General features: G+C 44.7%; 13 protein-coding genes. 5 read left to right on the top strand and 8 right to left on the bottom strand.

Annotation, left to right across the window (positions count from 1 at the left end):
• Window positions 1-57 precede the first annotated feature (57 nt).
• The 3 genes from HPY27_RS22985 to HPY27_RS22975 form a co-directional block, all read right to left on the bottom strand.
• A complete protein-coding gene (locus HPY27_RS22985) occupies window positions 58-252 on the bottom strand; it encodes a CDGSH iron-sulfur domain-containing protein (RefSeq protein WP_017252123.1) in 195 nt (64 codons plus the stop codon).
• A gap of 61 nt (window positions 253-313) precedes the next feature.
• A complete protein-coding gene (locus HPY27_RS22980) occupies window positions 314-2,140 on the bottom strand; it encodes an amidohydrolase (protein ID WP_017252124.1) in 1,827 nt (608 codons plus the stop codon).
• A 27-nt stretch (window positions 2,141-2,167) separates the two neighbouring features.
• Entirely contained in the window at window positions 2,168-2,344 is a 177-nt protein-coding gene (locus HPY27_RS22975; RefSeq protein WP_017252125.1) for a XapX domain-containing protein, read from the bottom strand.
• Between the two features lie 271 nt (window positions 2,345-2,615).
• Here HPY27_RS22975 and HPY27_RS22970 point away from each other — a divergent pair, with 271 nt between their 5' ends.
• The 5 genes from HPY27_RS22970 (at window position 2,616) to HPY27_RS22950 (ending at window position 6,904) form a co-directional block, all read left to right on the top strand.
• Window positions 2,616-3,260 carry a hydrolase gene (locus tag HPY27_RS22970; RefSeq protein WP_017252126.1) on the top strand — a complete coding sequence of 215 codons (645 nt, stop codon included), beginning with the start codon at window positions 2,616-2,618 and terminating at the stop codon, window positions 3,258-3,260.
• Window positions 3,261-3,368: 108 nt separating this feature from the next.
• The gene (locus HPY27_RS22965; RefSeq protein WP_174226051.1) at window positions 3,369-3,833 is read left to right on the top strand and encodes a Dps family protein; all 465 of its coding nucleotides are present in this window, start codon (window positions 3,369-3,371) and stop codon (window positions 3,831-3,833) included.
• Between the two features lie 155 nt (window positions 3,834-3,988).
• A complete protein-coding gene (locus HPY27_RS22960) occupies window positions 3,989-4,846 on the top strand; it encodes a universal stress protein (protein WP_174226050.1) in 858 nt (285 codons plus the stop codon).
• Between the two features lie 474 nt (window positions 4,847-5,320).
• Entirely contained in the window at window positions 5,321-5,959 is a 639-nt protein-coding gene (locus tag HPY27_RS22955) for a hydrolase (RefSeq protein ID WP_017252129.1), read from the top strand.
• A 105-nt stretch (window positions 5,960-6,064) separates the two neighbouring features.
• The gene (locus HPY27_RS22950) at window positions 6,065-6,904 is read left to right on the top strand and encodes an alpha/beta fold hydrolase (protein ID WP_017252130.1); all 840 of its coding nucleotides are present in this window, start codon (window positions 6,065-6,067) and stop codon (window positions 6,902-6,904) included.
• A gap of 428 nt (window positions 6,905-7,332) precedes the next feature.
• Here the strand turns inward: HPY27_RS22950 and HPY27_RS22945 are convergent, their stop codons facing one another.
• The 5 genes from HPY27_RS22945 to HPY27_RS22925 all read right to left on the bottom strand — a co-directional run bounded on the left by HPY27_RS22945 (window position 7,333) and on the right by HPY27_RS22925 (window position 14,969).
• Window positions 7,333-8,895 (bottom strand): response regulator, encoded by a 1,563-nt coding sequence (locus HPY27_RS22945; RefSeq protein WP_173624010.1) that lies wholly within the window; start codon window positions 8,893-8,895, stop codon window positions 7,333-7,335.
• Entirely contained in the window at window positions 8,888-10,789 is a 1,902-nt protein-coding gene (locus tag HPY27_RS22940; RefSeq protein ID WP_174226118.1) for a sensor histidine kinase, read from the bottom strand. Before HPY27_RS22940 ends, HPY27_RS22945 begins: the two co-directional genes overlap by 8 nt.
• A gap of 35 nt (window positions 10,790-10,824) precedes the next feature.
• On the bottom strand, window positions 10,825-12,525 hold the full coding sequence (locus HPY27_RS22935) for a type 2 periplasmic-binding domain-containing protein (protein ID WP_254612968.1): 1,701 nt from the start codon (window positions 12,523-12,525) through the stop codon (window positions 10,825-10,827).
• 699 nt (window positions 12,526-13,224) lie between these two features.
• A complete protein-coding gene (locus HPY27_RS22930; RefSeq protein WP_174226049.1) occupies window positions 13,225-14,085 on the bottom strand; it encodes a LysR family transcriptional regulator in 861 nt (286 codons plus the stop codon).
• The gene (locus HPY27_RS22925) at window positions 14,070-14,969 is read right to left on the bottom strand and encodes a LysR family transcriptional regulator (RefSeq protein WP_017252136.1); all 900 of its coding nucleotides are present in this window, start codon (window positions 14,967-14,969) and stop codon (window positions 14,070-14,072) included. Before HPY27_RS22925 ends, HPY27_RS22930 begins: the two co-directional genes overlap by 16 nt.
• Window positions 14,970-15,494: the final 525 nt, after the last annotated feature.

Raw genomic sequence — 15,494 nt, 5'->3', positions numbered from 1 at the left:
CACTCTTGCAAGGTTACGGGGTCACTCATGACCCCGCCACGATACCTTTTAGATTCATTAAGCCCGAGTAGTGCTTTCGAATTTTCCTTTGTGTGTCAAGTCACAGAATGGCTTTTGGTTTGATAGTCCGCAGCGACAAAGAATGAAAGATTCTTTTGTCTCAAAGCGGTTCCCTTCTGCATCCACCAATTCTACATTACCCGTTACACGCAACGGTCCGTTGTCTATCACTTTAATTGTTACATTGGACATTCGCTCATTCCCTTTCGAATTCGAATCTATTTTACTTTTGTGCAACCCCTCTGAAGTTCCATCAGAACACGAAGCAATCCAAGTCGCAAAAACCGTTGCCGTGATGATGATTGCATTTATGATGACTATGGGGCATATGTAACGCGGCGCCACCACCGCCTCCATGATTTGAGGCCTTATAGTAACCACCAAAGTAATTGTGTGGTGCCCAGTCCGGACTGGCTTTAGGAGCCGGGGGTGATAGTTTTTGAAATTCAAGTGATCCATAAACAATCTTTCCGCCTACGACCGTAAACACCGATTCGATTCTCTTGATTTCTTCTTCTGGAACTTGGAGGAAATTATCAGACAAGATCGACAGGTCCGCATATTGGCCTGCTTTAATTTTTCCCTTTACGTCCTCCTCCCTCGAGAACCAAGCATTTCCGGCTGTATACATACGAAGCGCTTGATGGCGGTCTAACCGATTAGAAGCAGGGTACAAGCTAAGCCCACCAAGCGTTTTTCCAGTAACCAGCCAGTAGAGGGCAACCCACGGGTTATAACTGGCTACCCTTGTAGCGTCTGTACCTACACCTACTCTCAATCCTGCCGTAAGCATCTTCGTAATGGGAGGTGAGTTTTCCGCTGCCTCCGCTCCGTACCTATCAACGAAATATTCTCCTTGAAAAGCCATCCGGTTTTGGACGGCAATCGAACCACCTAAAGCGACGACACGTTCCAAATCCTTCTCACGAATCGTTTCAGCATGGTCTAAAATCCAGCGTAAATCTTTAAATGGAACTTCTTTATTGACACGTTCAAACACGTCGAGGAAACGTGAGATCGATTCACCATACGTTGCGTGGAGCCGGAAAGGCCATCGTTGTTGCACCAGATGTCTGGTTACCCCGAATAAATCATTCTCCAACACAGCAGGCAATTCCGGACGGGGCTCAACGAAGTCTTCGAAATCAGCCGCACTGTAAACCAGCATTTCACCCGCGCCGTTGTGACGATAGTAAGGGCTGCCTGTATAAGGCTGCGAAGTGGCTGTCCATGATTGAAAATCGTCCAGTTCATGATTTGGGTGTTGGGTAAAAAGATTGTATGCCGTACGGACGGTAATCTCCCCACGTTTATCCAGTTCCTCATAAACTTGATAATCATCGGGGTAGTTCTGGAAACCACCGCCAGCATCAATTACACTCGTAATTCCAAAGCGATTTAATTCCCGCATAAACAGCCGTGTGGAATTCAACTGATCTTCATAGGAAAGCTTTGGTCCCTTTGCAAGAGTGGCATACAATATCGTTGCATTCGGTCTTGCAATTAGCATTCCAGTCGGATTGCCGTTACTATCACGCTGAATTTCTCCGCCCGGCGGATTAGGGGTATCCTTCGTATACCCAACTACCCGCAAGGCTGCTTTGTTCAAAAAGGCTTGTCGGTATAAGTTAAGAATGAATACCGGAGTCTCCGGAGCAATCAGATTGATTTCATCCAATGTCGGCATCCGGCGCTCCTTAAATTGAAACTCTGTCCATCCGCCTACAACCCGAACCCAATGGGGTGCAGGCGTGCGGTCCACTTGATTTTTTAACATACGCAAGGCGTCGGCAACCGATGGCACTCCATCCCAACGAAGTTCGAGGTTATAGTTCAATCCACCACGTATGAGATGAATATGGGAATCATTTAATCCTGGAATCAGAAGGCGTTTATTTCCATCCACGACTTCCGTTACAGGTCCTTTATACTGCATAATGTCGGAATCACTGCCTACGGCTAAAAAACGGTCTCCCTTAATAGCTACTGCCGTTGCCATGGGGTTAGATTCGTCCATCGTCACAATGTTAGCGTTGAAAATCAATAGGTCAGCCTCTATCATGTTAGTCTCATTCGACATCCCTTTATCCCCTCCTAAGTTGAGTTATTAAGATGATTGATGATTCAGCAGCAATTTAATCCATGGGATAAGCCGTTGTCCTAGAAACATGCCAATGAGCCCTATCAACCCTAACATTGGAGGGGCCGGCGACGGTATACGCAGGGATTGAAAAACAACTCCAATCACAATCCCGGTACCTAGCGCTAATAATAAAGACCACATAAATGTGCCTCCTCTCTCGGAAGACTCTGGACTAAAAGGTTCTTTCGCCCTTTCGCCCTGATTATATTAGCGTCATAAAGTATCTATCAATATGGGTATATCTATATAAACTATAAGGAGATCCTATGTTTTGATAGACTTTCAAACCATAGGATCTATCTATATCTTTTATATAGAAAACAGAATTGATTGAAGTATTTGGTTTTCAATACTATAAATACATGCGACGAAATGCTGTCGTAAATTTTAAAAAGAAAGTTGGGAATAATACATGTTCAATGACAAATCTGATTTGCTTACACCCAGCAACTCTGCCATCATCCTTATCGACCACCAACCGCAAATGCTGTTCGGAGTACAAAGCGCCGATAGGCAAACCGTGATCAACAATACAGTGGGGCTGGCTAAAACGGCGAAAGTATTCCAAGCGCCGATCATTTTAACTACCGTTGCCGCTAATTCTTTCTCGGGTCCACTCCATCCGCAAATTCAAGAGGTTTTTCCCGATCAAAAACCTATCGACCGGACAAGCATGAATTCGTGGGAAGATGAAAACTTCTTAGCTGCTGTAAAAAAGACAGGCCGAAAGAAACTGATTATCGCTGCATTGTGGACAGAAGTTTGTCTTGCTTTTCCTACACTGTCGGCGATTAAAGACGGCTACGAAGTTTACATTGTAACTGACGCTTCTGCCGGAACCACTCAAGAGGCGCATAACATGTCCATACAGCGTATGATCCAAGCTGGGGCGATTCCGGTTACTTGGCAATCTGTTCTTCTCGAGTATCAACGTGATTGGGCTCGCCAAGATACTTACGATTCCGTTATGGAAATTGTTATTCAACATGGCGGCGCATACGGCGTAGGTGTTTTGTATGCCCATACTATGTTTGGTGGGCACGAGGGAGCAGTATGATTTTCAAAGTTTTAGCCGGCTGAAATCCGTTAAAACAAGCCAACGATGATAGATGCAACGCCATATGAGAACAGAGGTAATGTCACTTTTATAATGGAGTGTTCCTACATGAAAACTACGGTAGAAAATAAAACAATTCAAGAGATTCAGGGTATTTTGAATAAACAAGTTTCAAACTGGAATGTGCTGTATGTAAAGCTTCACAACTTTCACTGGTATGTGAAAGGCTCTCAGTTCTTCACACTGCACACAAAATTCCAAGAGTTCTATGAAGAAGCGGCACTCTACATCGATGATCTTGCCGAGCGTGTGCTCGTTTTAGGAGGCAAACCAGAAGCAACCATGAAGCGCTACCTGGAGATCTCCAGCATTAAGGAGGCCAGGGGCAATGAGAGTGCCGAGCAGATGATCGATGCTTTGATTGAGGATTTCAACATTGTTGTCGAGGAGCTGAAGGTAGGGATGGAGAAGGCTGGGAACGCGAATGATGAAACAACAGCCGACATGCTGCTTGCGATCCACAGCACAGTTGCGAAAAATATATGGATGCTTAAAGCTTTCAATGATCGTTAAGATATGAATAACAATTCTTCATGTTAACACAGCAAGGGTTGTCGATTCACGGATGACAACCTTTGCTGTGTTTATTTGTTGAGTTATAGTTTCCCGAGCTCATTATCGATCGATAACCAATACAATAATGACAAATAAGAGCAGGCGGTGTATATATGAATAAATTATTGGTGCCTATCGACTCAGACAACGTTTCCGCACAGGCGATCTCTTTTGCTAAAACTCTTCTGGAAGAAGGTCAGGCCTTATCTCTTCTCCACGTTATTCGTCCCCTCGCATCTTCCAGAGTAATCCATTACGTAGGACGAAAAGTTGTTGAGGAGATCCTTAAGGAAGATGCGGTCGCTGCTTTAACACAAACGCTGCAATCAGTTGAACAGGACCACATTCCCCATACACTTGAGTATGAATTCGGGGAACCCTCTCAAGTGATTGCGAAATACGCAGACGAACATGATCTAGTCATCATGGGAACACACGAACGTGGTCCGATTACGAGTTTTCTCCTGGGTAGCGTAAGCAACGCGGTACTGAAAAAAGCATCCTGCCCAGTACTATTGGTTCCGAACGGTTATGAAAAGTCGGAAGAAATCAAAACCATACTGGTTGCCGTAGACGGTTCTGAAACATCACATCGAGCTGCGCAAATTTCGCTGCATCTCGCAAGAAAAACGAACGCAAGATGTATCCTCGTGCATGTAGTCACTCCCCCGGTGCTCTACTCTCCCGTGTTGGCAGACATGGTCAGGAAAGATAGGGAAGAGCTGGTACGCATAGGGGAAGAACTCCTGTTGGAATATGAAAACCTGTTTATGCATGAGCAATTTCCTTACAGGAAGAAAGTAGCGATTGGCCATCCGACACAGATCATCAATGAAGTGGCCGAAGACGAAAAAGCAGACGTGATCGTGTTGGGATACAAAGGATTGAACTGGATGGCCGAACAAATCATGGGCAGTGTGACATACAAGCTGATCCATCAATCGAAGATTCCTCTTCTGATTGTGAAATAGTGAAAAGGGTTGAGAGAAACACTCTCAGCCCTTTTTTGATGGATAAACGGACCTCCCGATACTTAATTAGTAACTCCAGGAACTCCCTGAACTCTAGCTGCTTGTTTTGTACACTCCCCCTCAGACCGATAAGCCCTTTGACTGCCGACTTGCTATCTTCCCCGTACTCGATTGTCCCACCAACTGGTCGGAACGTAATGATTCCGTCTTCTTCGGGGAATTGTTCAAACAATATTGACGTCCCCCTTCTAATCATGCACAAAGAAGATGCTCGATAACGCAAATTACTTTCCAGAAACAGCCATAGGAATTGCTTATGCACATACTTTATAAAATTCTTTTGATATTTATAGTATTCTTCTATGGAATATATAGGAAATTGAATATTGTTTGCGCAATTGCATTTCAATAGACTGAGTACATGCAGCAGGAATTCCTGTTGTAATCACATCTGGAAAAGGTAGGGATATTAGTATGTTTAACGGGAAGACAGATTTACTTACGGCTGATAACTCTGCAATTATTCTTGTAGACCACCAGCCTCAAATGCTCTTTGGTGTTCAAAGTGCTGACCGCCAAACTATCATTAACAATACGGTTGGATTGGCCAAGACAGCTAAAGTTTTCAATGCACCCATCATTCTTACGACTGTAGCTGCGGAAACATTCTCAGGCCCGATTCATCCGCATATTCAAGAGGTATTTCCAGATCATAAACCGATTGACCGTACAACAATGAATTCTTGGGAAGACGAAAATTTCGTAGAAGCTGTGAAGAAAACAGGCCGTAAAAAGCTCATCATGGCAGCACTTTGGACGGAGGTTTGTCTTGCTTTCCCTGTAATTGCAGCCATCAAAGAAGGATATGAAGTTTACATTGTAACGGATGCTTCAGGTGGGACGACTACGGAAGCGCATAACATGTCCATTCAACGCATGATACAAGCAGGAGCAATCCCCGTTACCTGGCAGGCTGTTCTGCTTGAGTACCAACGCGATTGGGCACGCGAAGAAACATATGACGCAGTTATGTCGATCGTAATGGAACACAGCGGAGCTTATGGTGTGGGTGTTGTTTATGCCCAAACGATGTTTGGCGGCCACGGGGGATAAGCCTATTCATCCCAAAAACAGTTTGATTATGACTGTCTTAGCTTGTGGAATATGCCTAAAGTGAGTGTACTATGCTAAAACCAATTCTAATAGGAAGTGAAAAGCATGGCTAAATTAAAAGTCGGAACAGAAAACGGGCAACCCATTGAATTGTACTTTGAGGATCTTGGCGCAGGCAAACCTGTGATTTTAGTACATGGCTGGCCACTGAGCGGGCGCTCCTGGGAGAGTCAAGTTCCAGCGCTCATCGAAGCAGGTTACCGCGTGATTACCTATGACCGCCGCGGATTTGGACAATCCTCCCAACCGTGGAACGGTTACGACTATGATACGTTTGCGATGGATCTCCATAAGCTAATTATACATCTAGACCTTAACGACGTAACACTGGTCGGATTTTCGATGGGTGGCGGAGAGGTTGCCCGTTATGTTGGCACATACGGATCAAGCCGTGTCAAAAAAGCCGTGTTGGCTGCTGCGGTTCCGCCGTTCTTTTATAAATCTGCCGAGCATCCGGAAGGCGGTCTGGATGAAGCCACCATTCAGGGCTTCCAAGACGGTTTGAAAAAAGACCGTCTCGCCTTCCTTGACGGCTTCAGTCACAATTTCTTTAAAGCCGGGGATAGAACCGACCTGGTGAGCGAGTCCTTCCGTGCATACAACCTTGATATTGCTTCTTATGCTTCGCCAAAGGGGACGCTGGATTGCATTGATGCCTTCGGCCGGACGGATTTCCGTGGCGATTTGGCGAAATTTAATATCCCATTGCTTGTTATCCATGGCGATTCTGATGCGATCGTGCCGCTTGAGGTAAGTGGTCAACTGTCCCACGAAGCTGTTGCAGGCAGTCAACTCGTCGTAATTGAAGGTGGACCACATGGTTTGAACGCGACTCACCCTGAAGAATTCAATACCGCTTTGATTCACTTCCTTAATACAAAATGAATGAACAGTCTCGGGAATCATCAGTTATTTCATATAAAGCCCTTCGAGACTTTTCATATTGGAATAAAGCCGAGAGTTAAAATAAACTAGGACCCATAGAATTGATGAAAAGGTGTGAACTGTGACCTATAAGAAGGACACTTTGAAAAAATGACCCTCTTGTGGGTCATTTTTTATAATTTAGGTATGGATGAGGAGCGAGACGAAAATGGGAAAGCTGAAACGAGCCTTATTTACAGAAGAGCAGATTAGAAAGTTGGAGGCAACGCCGGCTGCTTTGACCTGGATGCCATCGATAAGAAGCCTAAGCACAGCCTGAAACGGTGACGTGACACGACCGGTATGGTGAAGAAGGACTCGCCAAGGATCAACGAGTTAAGAGTAGTCGCATGATTTGAGGGTCCTGGTAAGTTCAGTGCAATCTTTGCTCATACTTGGGCTTCAAACAGTCTTCGCTGCCTTCGGAATTCCAGCGCTGTGATGCCTTCAGTATCCTTGAATATTCTCGTAAAATGCTTCACATTATCGAATCCAACCTGATCACTGATTTCGTACACCTTCAAATCGGAGTGCACCAGCAGTTCCTTCGCCTTGTCCAACCTTAATCGGCGAACATAGTTCGAGAAACTCTCACCGCTATATTCTTGGAAAGCATGGCTGAAATACGAGTAATTGAGTGAGAAATGGTTGGACACGACCGCCATGTTCAAATCTTCGGCATAATGCGTCTGCAAGTAGGTGAGAACTTTTTGCATCGTATTTTGTTCCGTCGGCGCTTGCTCTCTCCGATCTTGGATGAACCGATCCAGACTATCGAGAAGCTGCTCGATGGCTATGTAATAATCTTCAAATCGATCGAAGTTCCCGATGTGACCAACATGGGCGTACGTACTTAATAGAAAGAGTACCTTATACCCGTAGATGCGGAACAACTTGTCGAACAGCTCCTCGTTGAGTAACTGGCTAATACGTTCCAGATAGCCGATCTCACAGCTGCTAATAATGCGAACATCGAGGATTTGATCGAGAAGCTGTTTGATTTCATCCCCGCGTCCCATTCCAAAGAGATTCAATATTCGTTGAATCAACTCAACAGGAACGACATGCCGCTCATTGCGTTCACTTATAATGGTGTAGTCCAGCACATCGAGTTCTGGAAGCAGAATACCGTATTTCAAGGTTTGCTTCGCTTGGTTGTATGCCCACCTTATCTGCTCTATCCCTTGAACAGAATCACTAATCGAAATTCGCAGCTGCGGCTCATATACACTCAACCTCCACCGTTGTGCCAACTGGTAGAACAAAACCGGATCGCGTGCGATCATAATCGTTCCGCCTTTTCCATCACGCGTGAGCATCCAATCCATATGCCCTTGTAACAGCTCAGCGATTTGATTCCTGAAAGAAGCAGCATCCGTACTGCTAGCTTGTGATCCTCCACCGCGTCGCGTAAGCAAGCCCAGCGTATATCCTGCATTCAACCAGCTTAAACCGGCCTGCTTCAGTTTGTTCTGTTTTATAGCATCACCCACATCCTTCTGGGTCAAATGCATGGTAACTAGCTCGGCAGCAAAAAGGCTGGCATCTTCGCCCGCCTTGTTTGCTCTCTCTTCTCTCATCCTTATGTCCCGCATTAATCGCTCCAGGACGGCAAATAACTCCTCCCGCACCACAGGCTTTATGAGGTAATCCTTCGCAGCACAGCGAATTCCTTTCTGCGCATATTCGAAGTCATTATAGCCAGACAGCAATACTACCTCGGGTTTAACCGGATGGTCTTGCAGCTGTTCGAGCAGTTCGATCCCATCCATAATTGGCATTCGGATATCTGTGAACATAATATCCGCAGGCTCCTGGCGAAGCAGCTCCAGCGCCTCTTGTCCATTCTCGGCAAATCGGTAGTTGAACAGATTAGGAAACTGCCTCTCAATTATTGATTGCAAGCCCCTCCGAATGATCTTCTCATCGTCGACGATAAGCAAGCTAATCATAGATGTCCATTCTCCTTCCCATGACTCGATACGGCAAAATCATGATAATGCGTGTATAGCTTCCTTCCTGACTCTCGATCTGAATACCATATTCCGCCCCATAGCTCATCACTAAACGCTGGTCCACATTACGTAGACCGATTCCATTGCTTTCCTGGTTATCCTTACGAACAAACAATTGCCGGACCTCCTGGTAAGCGGACTCTTCCATTCGTAGCATTTGATTCAATAAGCCTAGCTTCTCTTCCGGTATGCCGCAGCCGCTGTCAGTGATCTCTATGACACAAGCTTGATCACGCCGGACGGCAGAGATCGTAATGACAAGATTTCCGTCACTGGAATGCATGCGGCTCATCCCATGCTTGATTGCATTCTCGACTGCGGGCTGCAGTGACATTTTGAGAGATTCCTGCTTGAGGCATTCCGGTGCAATCATCAATCGGAGATCAAGTCTTCCATCATAACGGATGTTCATGACGGCTACATAATGCTGGACCTGCTGGATCTCATCGCTTAGCATCACGTAATCCCGCTTCCATTCCATCGAATATCGCATCATACCGCCTAGCGAGGTCATTATGTCCGATATAAGGTACTGCCCTTCAATCTCCGCCAGCATCTTGACGTTCTCCAGCGTATTGTAGAGGAAGTGGGAATCTATCTGGTTCTTCAGCGCCCGAAGCTCGGCTTCTTTACCTGCAGCCTGCCTAGCTGCCTGCTCTTGAATGAGCTCGTTAATCTTTAGTATAAGCATACGGTAATGAAAGCCCAACTCTCCTACCTCATCGGTACCGGTAATCAGCGGTATCTCAACGTTGAAGTTACCGCTTCTTACCTGTTGCATCGATTCTCTTAACGCCTTAAGCCTGCGCAAAATCATCGCCTGCATCGAGTAAGATAGCAGTACGAGAAATGCCACTAGTAACGAAATGAGTACAATATAACGAACTCTTGAATGGTTAATGCCTTCCATCGTCTCCGCAAGACTAACCATATTGACCAAATGTACGTCGATCGACGGAATGTAGCTTTGAAATGCCATGTAGGACTGCCCATTAACCTCGAACCGTACCGTCTCGATATCTGTATTGCTCGTCAGCTTCACGCTGTTTATCAACTGCTCCGCGCTGTGCTGTTCGAACACAGGTGACTCCTTCAAGCTGAATACCCGTCCGCCCCTTGCTACTACGATCAGCTGAGAGTTCATGTCCTGCACGCTACTGAACGTTTGAGAGAAGAAATTCGACAACTTCATCGATATCTCTAGAATTCCGTTATGTGTTACGTTGTCCGCATATTTGAATTCCTGCAAGTACGTCATGAAGGGCTCATTCTGCGATGGTTCGGATGGCGCACTGGTGAGGGCGACGTTCTCCTGTATCTCCCACCAAGGCACACCGCTTTGCTTCATCACCTCTTCATGCCAAGGCTTGTCCTGAATACGTGATTCCTGTAGGATGACGGGCCAAATCTCATTCACATAAAGGTTGTCCGTGAACAACCGGACATTCGCAATTCGTGGATTGTTGAACAGAAAATATTGAAAGCTGTTGACCACATCTTTCTTAATATGAAGAACATATGCTGTATCCTGAAACTGTTCAATTTGCAAATAATTGTTCATTTCCCGATTGGATAACGCAAGCTGACCGGTCCATCTCATCAGTTCTATGTTATTATCAATGTTTATCTTCTCTACTTCCAGCACATTCTCGTTGTTCTCCGTCAATTCTTTCATTGCACTGGCGGACTCTTCATTGAGCGTATACCAGGAGAATAGAACAACCGGTATAAAGATAACGAATACAAATGACAGAATCAGTTTGACTTGAAGCGAAAGTTTAATCGTAAGTGCACGTATCCCCAATAACCATCGGATTGCCGTGAATCGCATCTCCTGTTTCACATCCTGCTGCTTCCTTTATACAACTATTGATTGAGCGACGACTTCAGCTTCTGTACATTTCGTTCATAAGCTGCTTGGCGGCTAGCTAGGATGAATTCATACTCGGGATCCTCGGTAGTGCTCTTCATGAATTTGGTGAACAGTTGATCGAATTCGGCATCCGACTTGGACATCAACAGTTTCGGCAGCGTTTCGGCCCAGAGCCGCGTGTTTTTTTCAAACGCAATACCTTCCTTCGTCGTCGGGTCAGGATCCAGATTTTCGAACTCGCTCATGCTGATCGTCTTGCCCCTCGTCCAATCGGCAATTTGTTTGGAAGGCTCAGCATCCATCCCCATCATCCAAGCTAGCTTCATGTTCGTATCCATTAGCATCCAGTACATATAATTACCGCCATATTTTCTATCGAACGCTTGGTTGTCGGTGTTGAGGAGATGCATGACCTCCGGTAGGAACTGATCTTTGCCGTCTATCGTATCGTAAGTAACGCCCTTCTTTCCTAAGAACAGATCCTTATTTCCCTCTTCGCTGAGCAAATAGCTGAGGAAGGCAATTGCCCGCTTCTTATCTTTGACATTCTTCGAAATGAGCGTCACCGTCCAACCGGAGATGCCATTTCCTGCAAGTGTTGGCGCATCATTCGCATCATTCGCCGGACCATCAATCGCGATATACACCTTATTCGGGTCCTTCTGATACAACTTTTGGTTAATCTCTGAAAAATCAGACCACTGATACAGCATGGCAAAATAGCGCCCTTGCGATATTTTTTCATCCTTTTCCCATCGTTTTTCATCAAGAAAGACATCTGTCGGCATCAGCCCATCCTCATTCGCTTGGCGGAACACCTTTAGCCATTTCAGATAGGTTGGATCGCTTCGACGGTCGTACAGCTTGCCGTTTTTCTGCTGCGGAATAGCCAGGAAGTCCTGAAGATACGATTCCAACGAATAGTTGCCAGTTTCCGTAAATTCATGCAGGCCGATCGGAATGAGCGGCTGACCGTCCACTTCCGGAAACTTCTCCTTCGCAGCCTTCAGCGCACCGAGAAACCCTTCCGGCGTGCTCATATCCGGCTTCCCAAGTGCTTCATATATGTCTTTCCGAACAACAAAGGTCTGATTAGACGTAAAAAGCTGACCATATTTTCGATAATCCGCAGGGGATGAAGATGCATTCGGATAGCTATACACATTGCCGTCAGCCTGTGTAAACCAGCTAAGCTTCGCGGGGTCTGCGACTTTAAAGAAATAAGGATCATACTGATCGGCTAGCTCATTCAATGGAAGCACCATATCTCCATTAATCATCTTCTGCACGGCATCCTCGTACCAGCCTAACGTGATGAAGTCAGGGAGCGACCTTGCTGACATCATCGTGTTGAGCTTCTCGCCGGCGTCGCCAGTTGGCACGATAAAGTTCAAACTCACGCCCGTCTTCTTCGTTATATAATCGGAAACGACGTTTCCTCCCCACTTGCCGGTGAACCAATCGAAGTTGATATACCAGTCAAACGTGATCGGTGTTGTGTCCAGCTTCCAGGCAGGCTCATCCGGAGAAGGCTTTATTTGAGATGCATTTGCCACCACAAGATTAGCGTTCGAGTTCGCATGATCCTCAGCAGTGCCATTGCCCGACGTGTTAGTGTTCCCGGAACAAGCCGCTAACGTCCAACACATCATCAGAGCTAGTAATAGCATTGCTGATTTACGCATTTTATCCATTCATAATTCTCCTTTGTCTGTACAGCGGTGAAATTAATATCCTATTATTGTAATATATCCTTCTAGTATAAAAGTTACTGCAAGCAGAAGGAAAGAGCCCACGCTCACATTATATGCAGGCCAGATTTCCTATGCCGACAACGCGAATAAGCGAGCATGACAAGGAAATATTCCTTCGTCCTGGCTCGCTTTCATTAGCTATGAAATTCTAGTTATAATTCATAATCTCCAGCGTAGTAAGACACTCTTTCCAAATACCAAGTGCGCCTACCGGTACGGTGTATATGGAAAACATTTACTTGATTCCTATCATAGGGCAAAATAAATTAGAAAACAACTTCTTCCTCTCTATACATTGTATAGCTAATATCTATATATCCAGCACGCTGGCATCTATCTATCTATCTATCTATCTATCTATCTATCTATCTTCCCTGCCGCCTCTTTCTAAGGAAAACACCCTGCAGGAAAGCTAGCTTTTTAAAGTCGCTCTCTTTCAGGTCTTTCAACTCCATTGCATAAAACTTCTCTGGGTGAGAAGCTGCTCCTATAGAGCTGTTTGGTATCCACGAAGCTTCGCTCGATTGTATCTTTTCTTTTTCGGAAAAGGTTTCTATAGGGGTTGGGAGGTAAATCTAGGTAGCGTTTAAGCCTCATAATGCCCTATTTGCGATGGCCGTAGCCTGAAAACTTTTTTGATTATTCTAGAAAAAAATCGATACATTTTTGAACAGAAGGATTATTGTAATGATACTTTTTAAAAATAAGCTTGATCTCACGAACAGGCGTTGGAGCGACGAGACGAATCATTTTCAATTGCTGACCAGAAAAGTTTTCAATTAGAGAAGTAGGCAAAATAGCTACCCCCATCTTATGCAGTACCATAGAAAGAAGAATTGCCGTGGAAGTTGACTCAAACTTTGATTGCAAGGATTTGGCGATTTTAGCGCTGAATGTATGAAGATGCTCGATTAAACTTATATCCCCAACAAATAAGGGAGATTCTAAATCTTCTAGCTCTTGAAAAGAAACAAAGGTTCGATCTGCCCATGGATGATCTGCATAAACGACCAATGCTTGTTCTTCTTTATACAGGTGCATCAAATGAATTTCTTTATTTGGATTATAATTGTCGGTAATGCCAATATCGATACTACTATCCAATAATTGCTGTGATGTATTTTCTGCACTGGTAAATTTGAATGTAATGTCAGGATACTGTTCATGGAATTTCAAAAAACGGGGTGCTAAACAAAAAAAGTCCATGGGCGAAATCCCTATCGAAAGTTTATTTGCCCGAGCATTGCGTAACTCGTAAGTTTCTTTCTTCGATTCTTCAATGAGCCTCATCACGGAAAGAGCTTTTTCGTAAAGTATTTCCCCGTCAGCTGTAATCTTTACCCCTCTACCAACTCTCTCAAACAAAGGGGTTCCAACTTCTATCTCTAGAGAACGGATCTGTTGACTTAACGTAGGTTGAGAAGTCATTAAAACTTCTGCCGCCTTAGTAAAGCTTCCTTCTTTACAAATTTGAATGAAACATTCTAATTGCCTGAACATGAAAGATTCACCTCATCCTCTCTTACATATGAATTCATCTCTTGAATGAATATGCGTGCAGTGGACCTCATAGTAACGGAATTAAGATATACAAGAGATATTTCCCAATAAGGAGTGTGGCCTTCTAATTTGACAATACGCAAAGAATCGTCCCATAGATTTTCGAGCAAAGATGTTGGTATAAGAGCTGCTCCAAGTCCATGACGAACCCAATGAATCAATACTGAAGCGGAGGACGTTTCTATTTTCGACTTCAAGGTAAAACCACAAGAGAAACAATACATATCAATTAATGATTTGTTTTGTTCTCGGAACATGATCGAATTCATTTGCTTCAAAGATCGAAAAGGAATCGAAGATTTATCTGCCAAAGGATGTTCTGAGTGAATCAATAGCGCCATTTCTTGTCTATACAAATAAGTTGAAATGACCGAAGCATTAGAAACCGGATATGCAGTGATTCCAATATCTACCTCTTGCTCCAAAACTTTTTTCTCGGCATCTTCTGCATCGATAATTTTCAATAAAATATTCGGGTACTTTTGGTGAAATCTCATAAAGTAAGGAGCAAGATATTCAAGTTCAGTAGGACAACATCCAATAGAAATTGTTTCTCTAGATTTCTTGTTTCGGCCATTTATTTCATTTCGCGCCTCCTCAAGAAGATTCATAATAGCGTTGCCCTTATTCAAGAGAATTTTTCCCGCTTCCGTTACTTCAACTCCCCTACTTCCCCGATCGAACAATTGAATATTATACTCATCTTCCAAAACCCGCATTTGCTGACTTAATGTAGGCTGAGTCACACCTAATTCTTCTTTAGCTTTGGTGAAACTTCCTGATTTGCAAATTTGAATAAAATATTCAAGCTGGCGCAATTCCACAGTGTATCCCCCCTTAGTTAGTCCAAATTAGGAAAGTGAAGATCAAATACAAACTTTCACCCGTTCATTCATTAATCGTCTGTCCGAACCGAACAAGCGGAGTGATGAAGGGAGGGCGAAGGTGTGCTGCGCCACTCCCGTCCACTTACCCCTATGCCCCTTGCTTACTCCCCCCAATCGTCAGAGAAAGTAGTTCGCAAAGCTTGGCTATTCGTATTGTATAGTCGATGGTATCGTCATCGATTATCTCCTTTAATTCGTCATTACTCGGGAGATTCCACGATTTCATTCAGCAGCAAGTCAACGCGATACCGTCGCTTCATGGCTTTTTACCCGTCGAATCCGTCGTTGTCGAAGTCGTGTTTGAGCTGGTCGTCGCCGGCATGTCCTTCGCGTTGTGGAGCTTGATCCTCGGTCTTGGCATAGAAGGCCTCCCGTTTCGCAATTCAGCAAAAAAATAAAGGCGGGAAAGCACCGACGCACTTATGTATTTGCTGGAGTGTTCACCCGCTGGTGGTGATGAGC

This window comes from Brevibacillus sp. HB1.1 (assembly GCF_013332445.1).
Taxonomy (GTDB): domain Bacteria; phylum Bacillota; class Bacilli; order Brevibacillales; family Brevibacillaceae; genus Brevibacillus; species Brevibacillus porteri.
This window is presented reverse-complemented; position numbering and strand designations above follow the sequence as displayed.

Bases quoted from the DNA above. Each gene is read 5' to 3' on its own strand.
- HPY27_RS22985 (WP_017252123.1), bottom strand. From the start codon at position 252: ATGTCCAATGTAACAATTAAAGTGATAGACAACGGACCGTTGCGTGTA.
- HPY27_RS22980 (WP_017252124.1), bottom strand. From the start codon at position 2,140: ATGTCGAATGAGACTAACATGATAGAGGCTGACCTATTGATTTTCAAC.
- HPY27_RS22975 (WP_017252125.1), bottom strand. From the start codon at position 2,344: ATGTGGTCTTTATTATTAGCGCTAGGTACCGGGATTGTGATTGGAGTT.
- HPY27_RS22970 (WP_017252126.1), top strand. From the start codon at position 2,616: ATGTTCAATGACAAATCTGATTTGCTTACACCCAGCAACTCTGCCATC.
- HPY27_RS22965 (WP_174226051.1), top strand. From the start codon at position 3,369: ATGAAAACTACGGTAGAAAATAAAACAATTCAAGAGATTCAGGGTATT.
- HPY27_RS22960 (WP_174226050.1), top strand. From the start codon at position 3,989: ATGAATAAATTATTGGTGCCTATCGACTCAGACAACGTTTCCGCACAG.
- HPY27_RS22955 (WP_017252129.1), top strand. From the start codon at position 5,321: ATGTTTAACGGGAAGACAGATTTACTTACGGCTGATAACTCTGCAATT.
- HPY27_RS22950 (WP_017252130.1), top strand. From the start codon at position 6,065: ATGGCTAAATTAAAAGTCGGAACAGAAAACGGGCAACCCATTGAATTG.
- HPY27_RS22945 (WP_173624010.1), bottom strand. From the start codon at position 8,895: ATGATTAGCTTGCTTATCGTCGACGATGAGAAGATCATTCGGAGGGGC.
- HPY27_RS22940 (WP_174226118.1), bottom strand. From the start codon at position 10,789: ATGCGATTCACGGCAATCCGATGGTTATTGGGGATACGTGCACTTACG.
- HPY27_RS22935 (WP_254612968.1), bottom strand. From the start codon at position 12,525: ATGGATAAAATGCGTAAATCAGCAATGCTATTACTAGCTCTGATGATG.
- HPY27_RS22930 (WP_174226049.1), bottom strand. From the start codon at position 14,085: ATGTTCAGGCAATTAGAATGTTTCATTCAAATTTGTAAAGAAGGAAGC.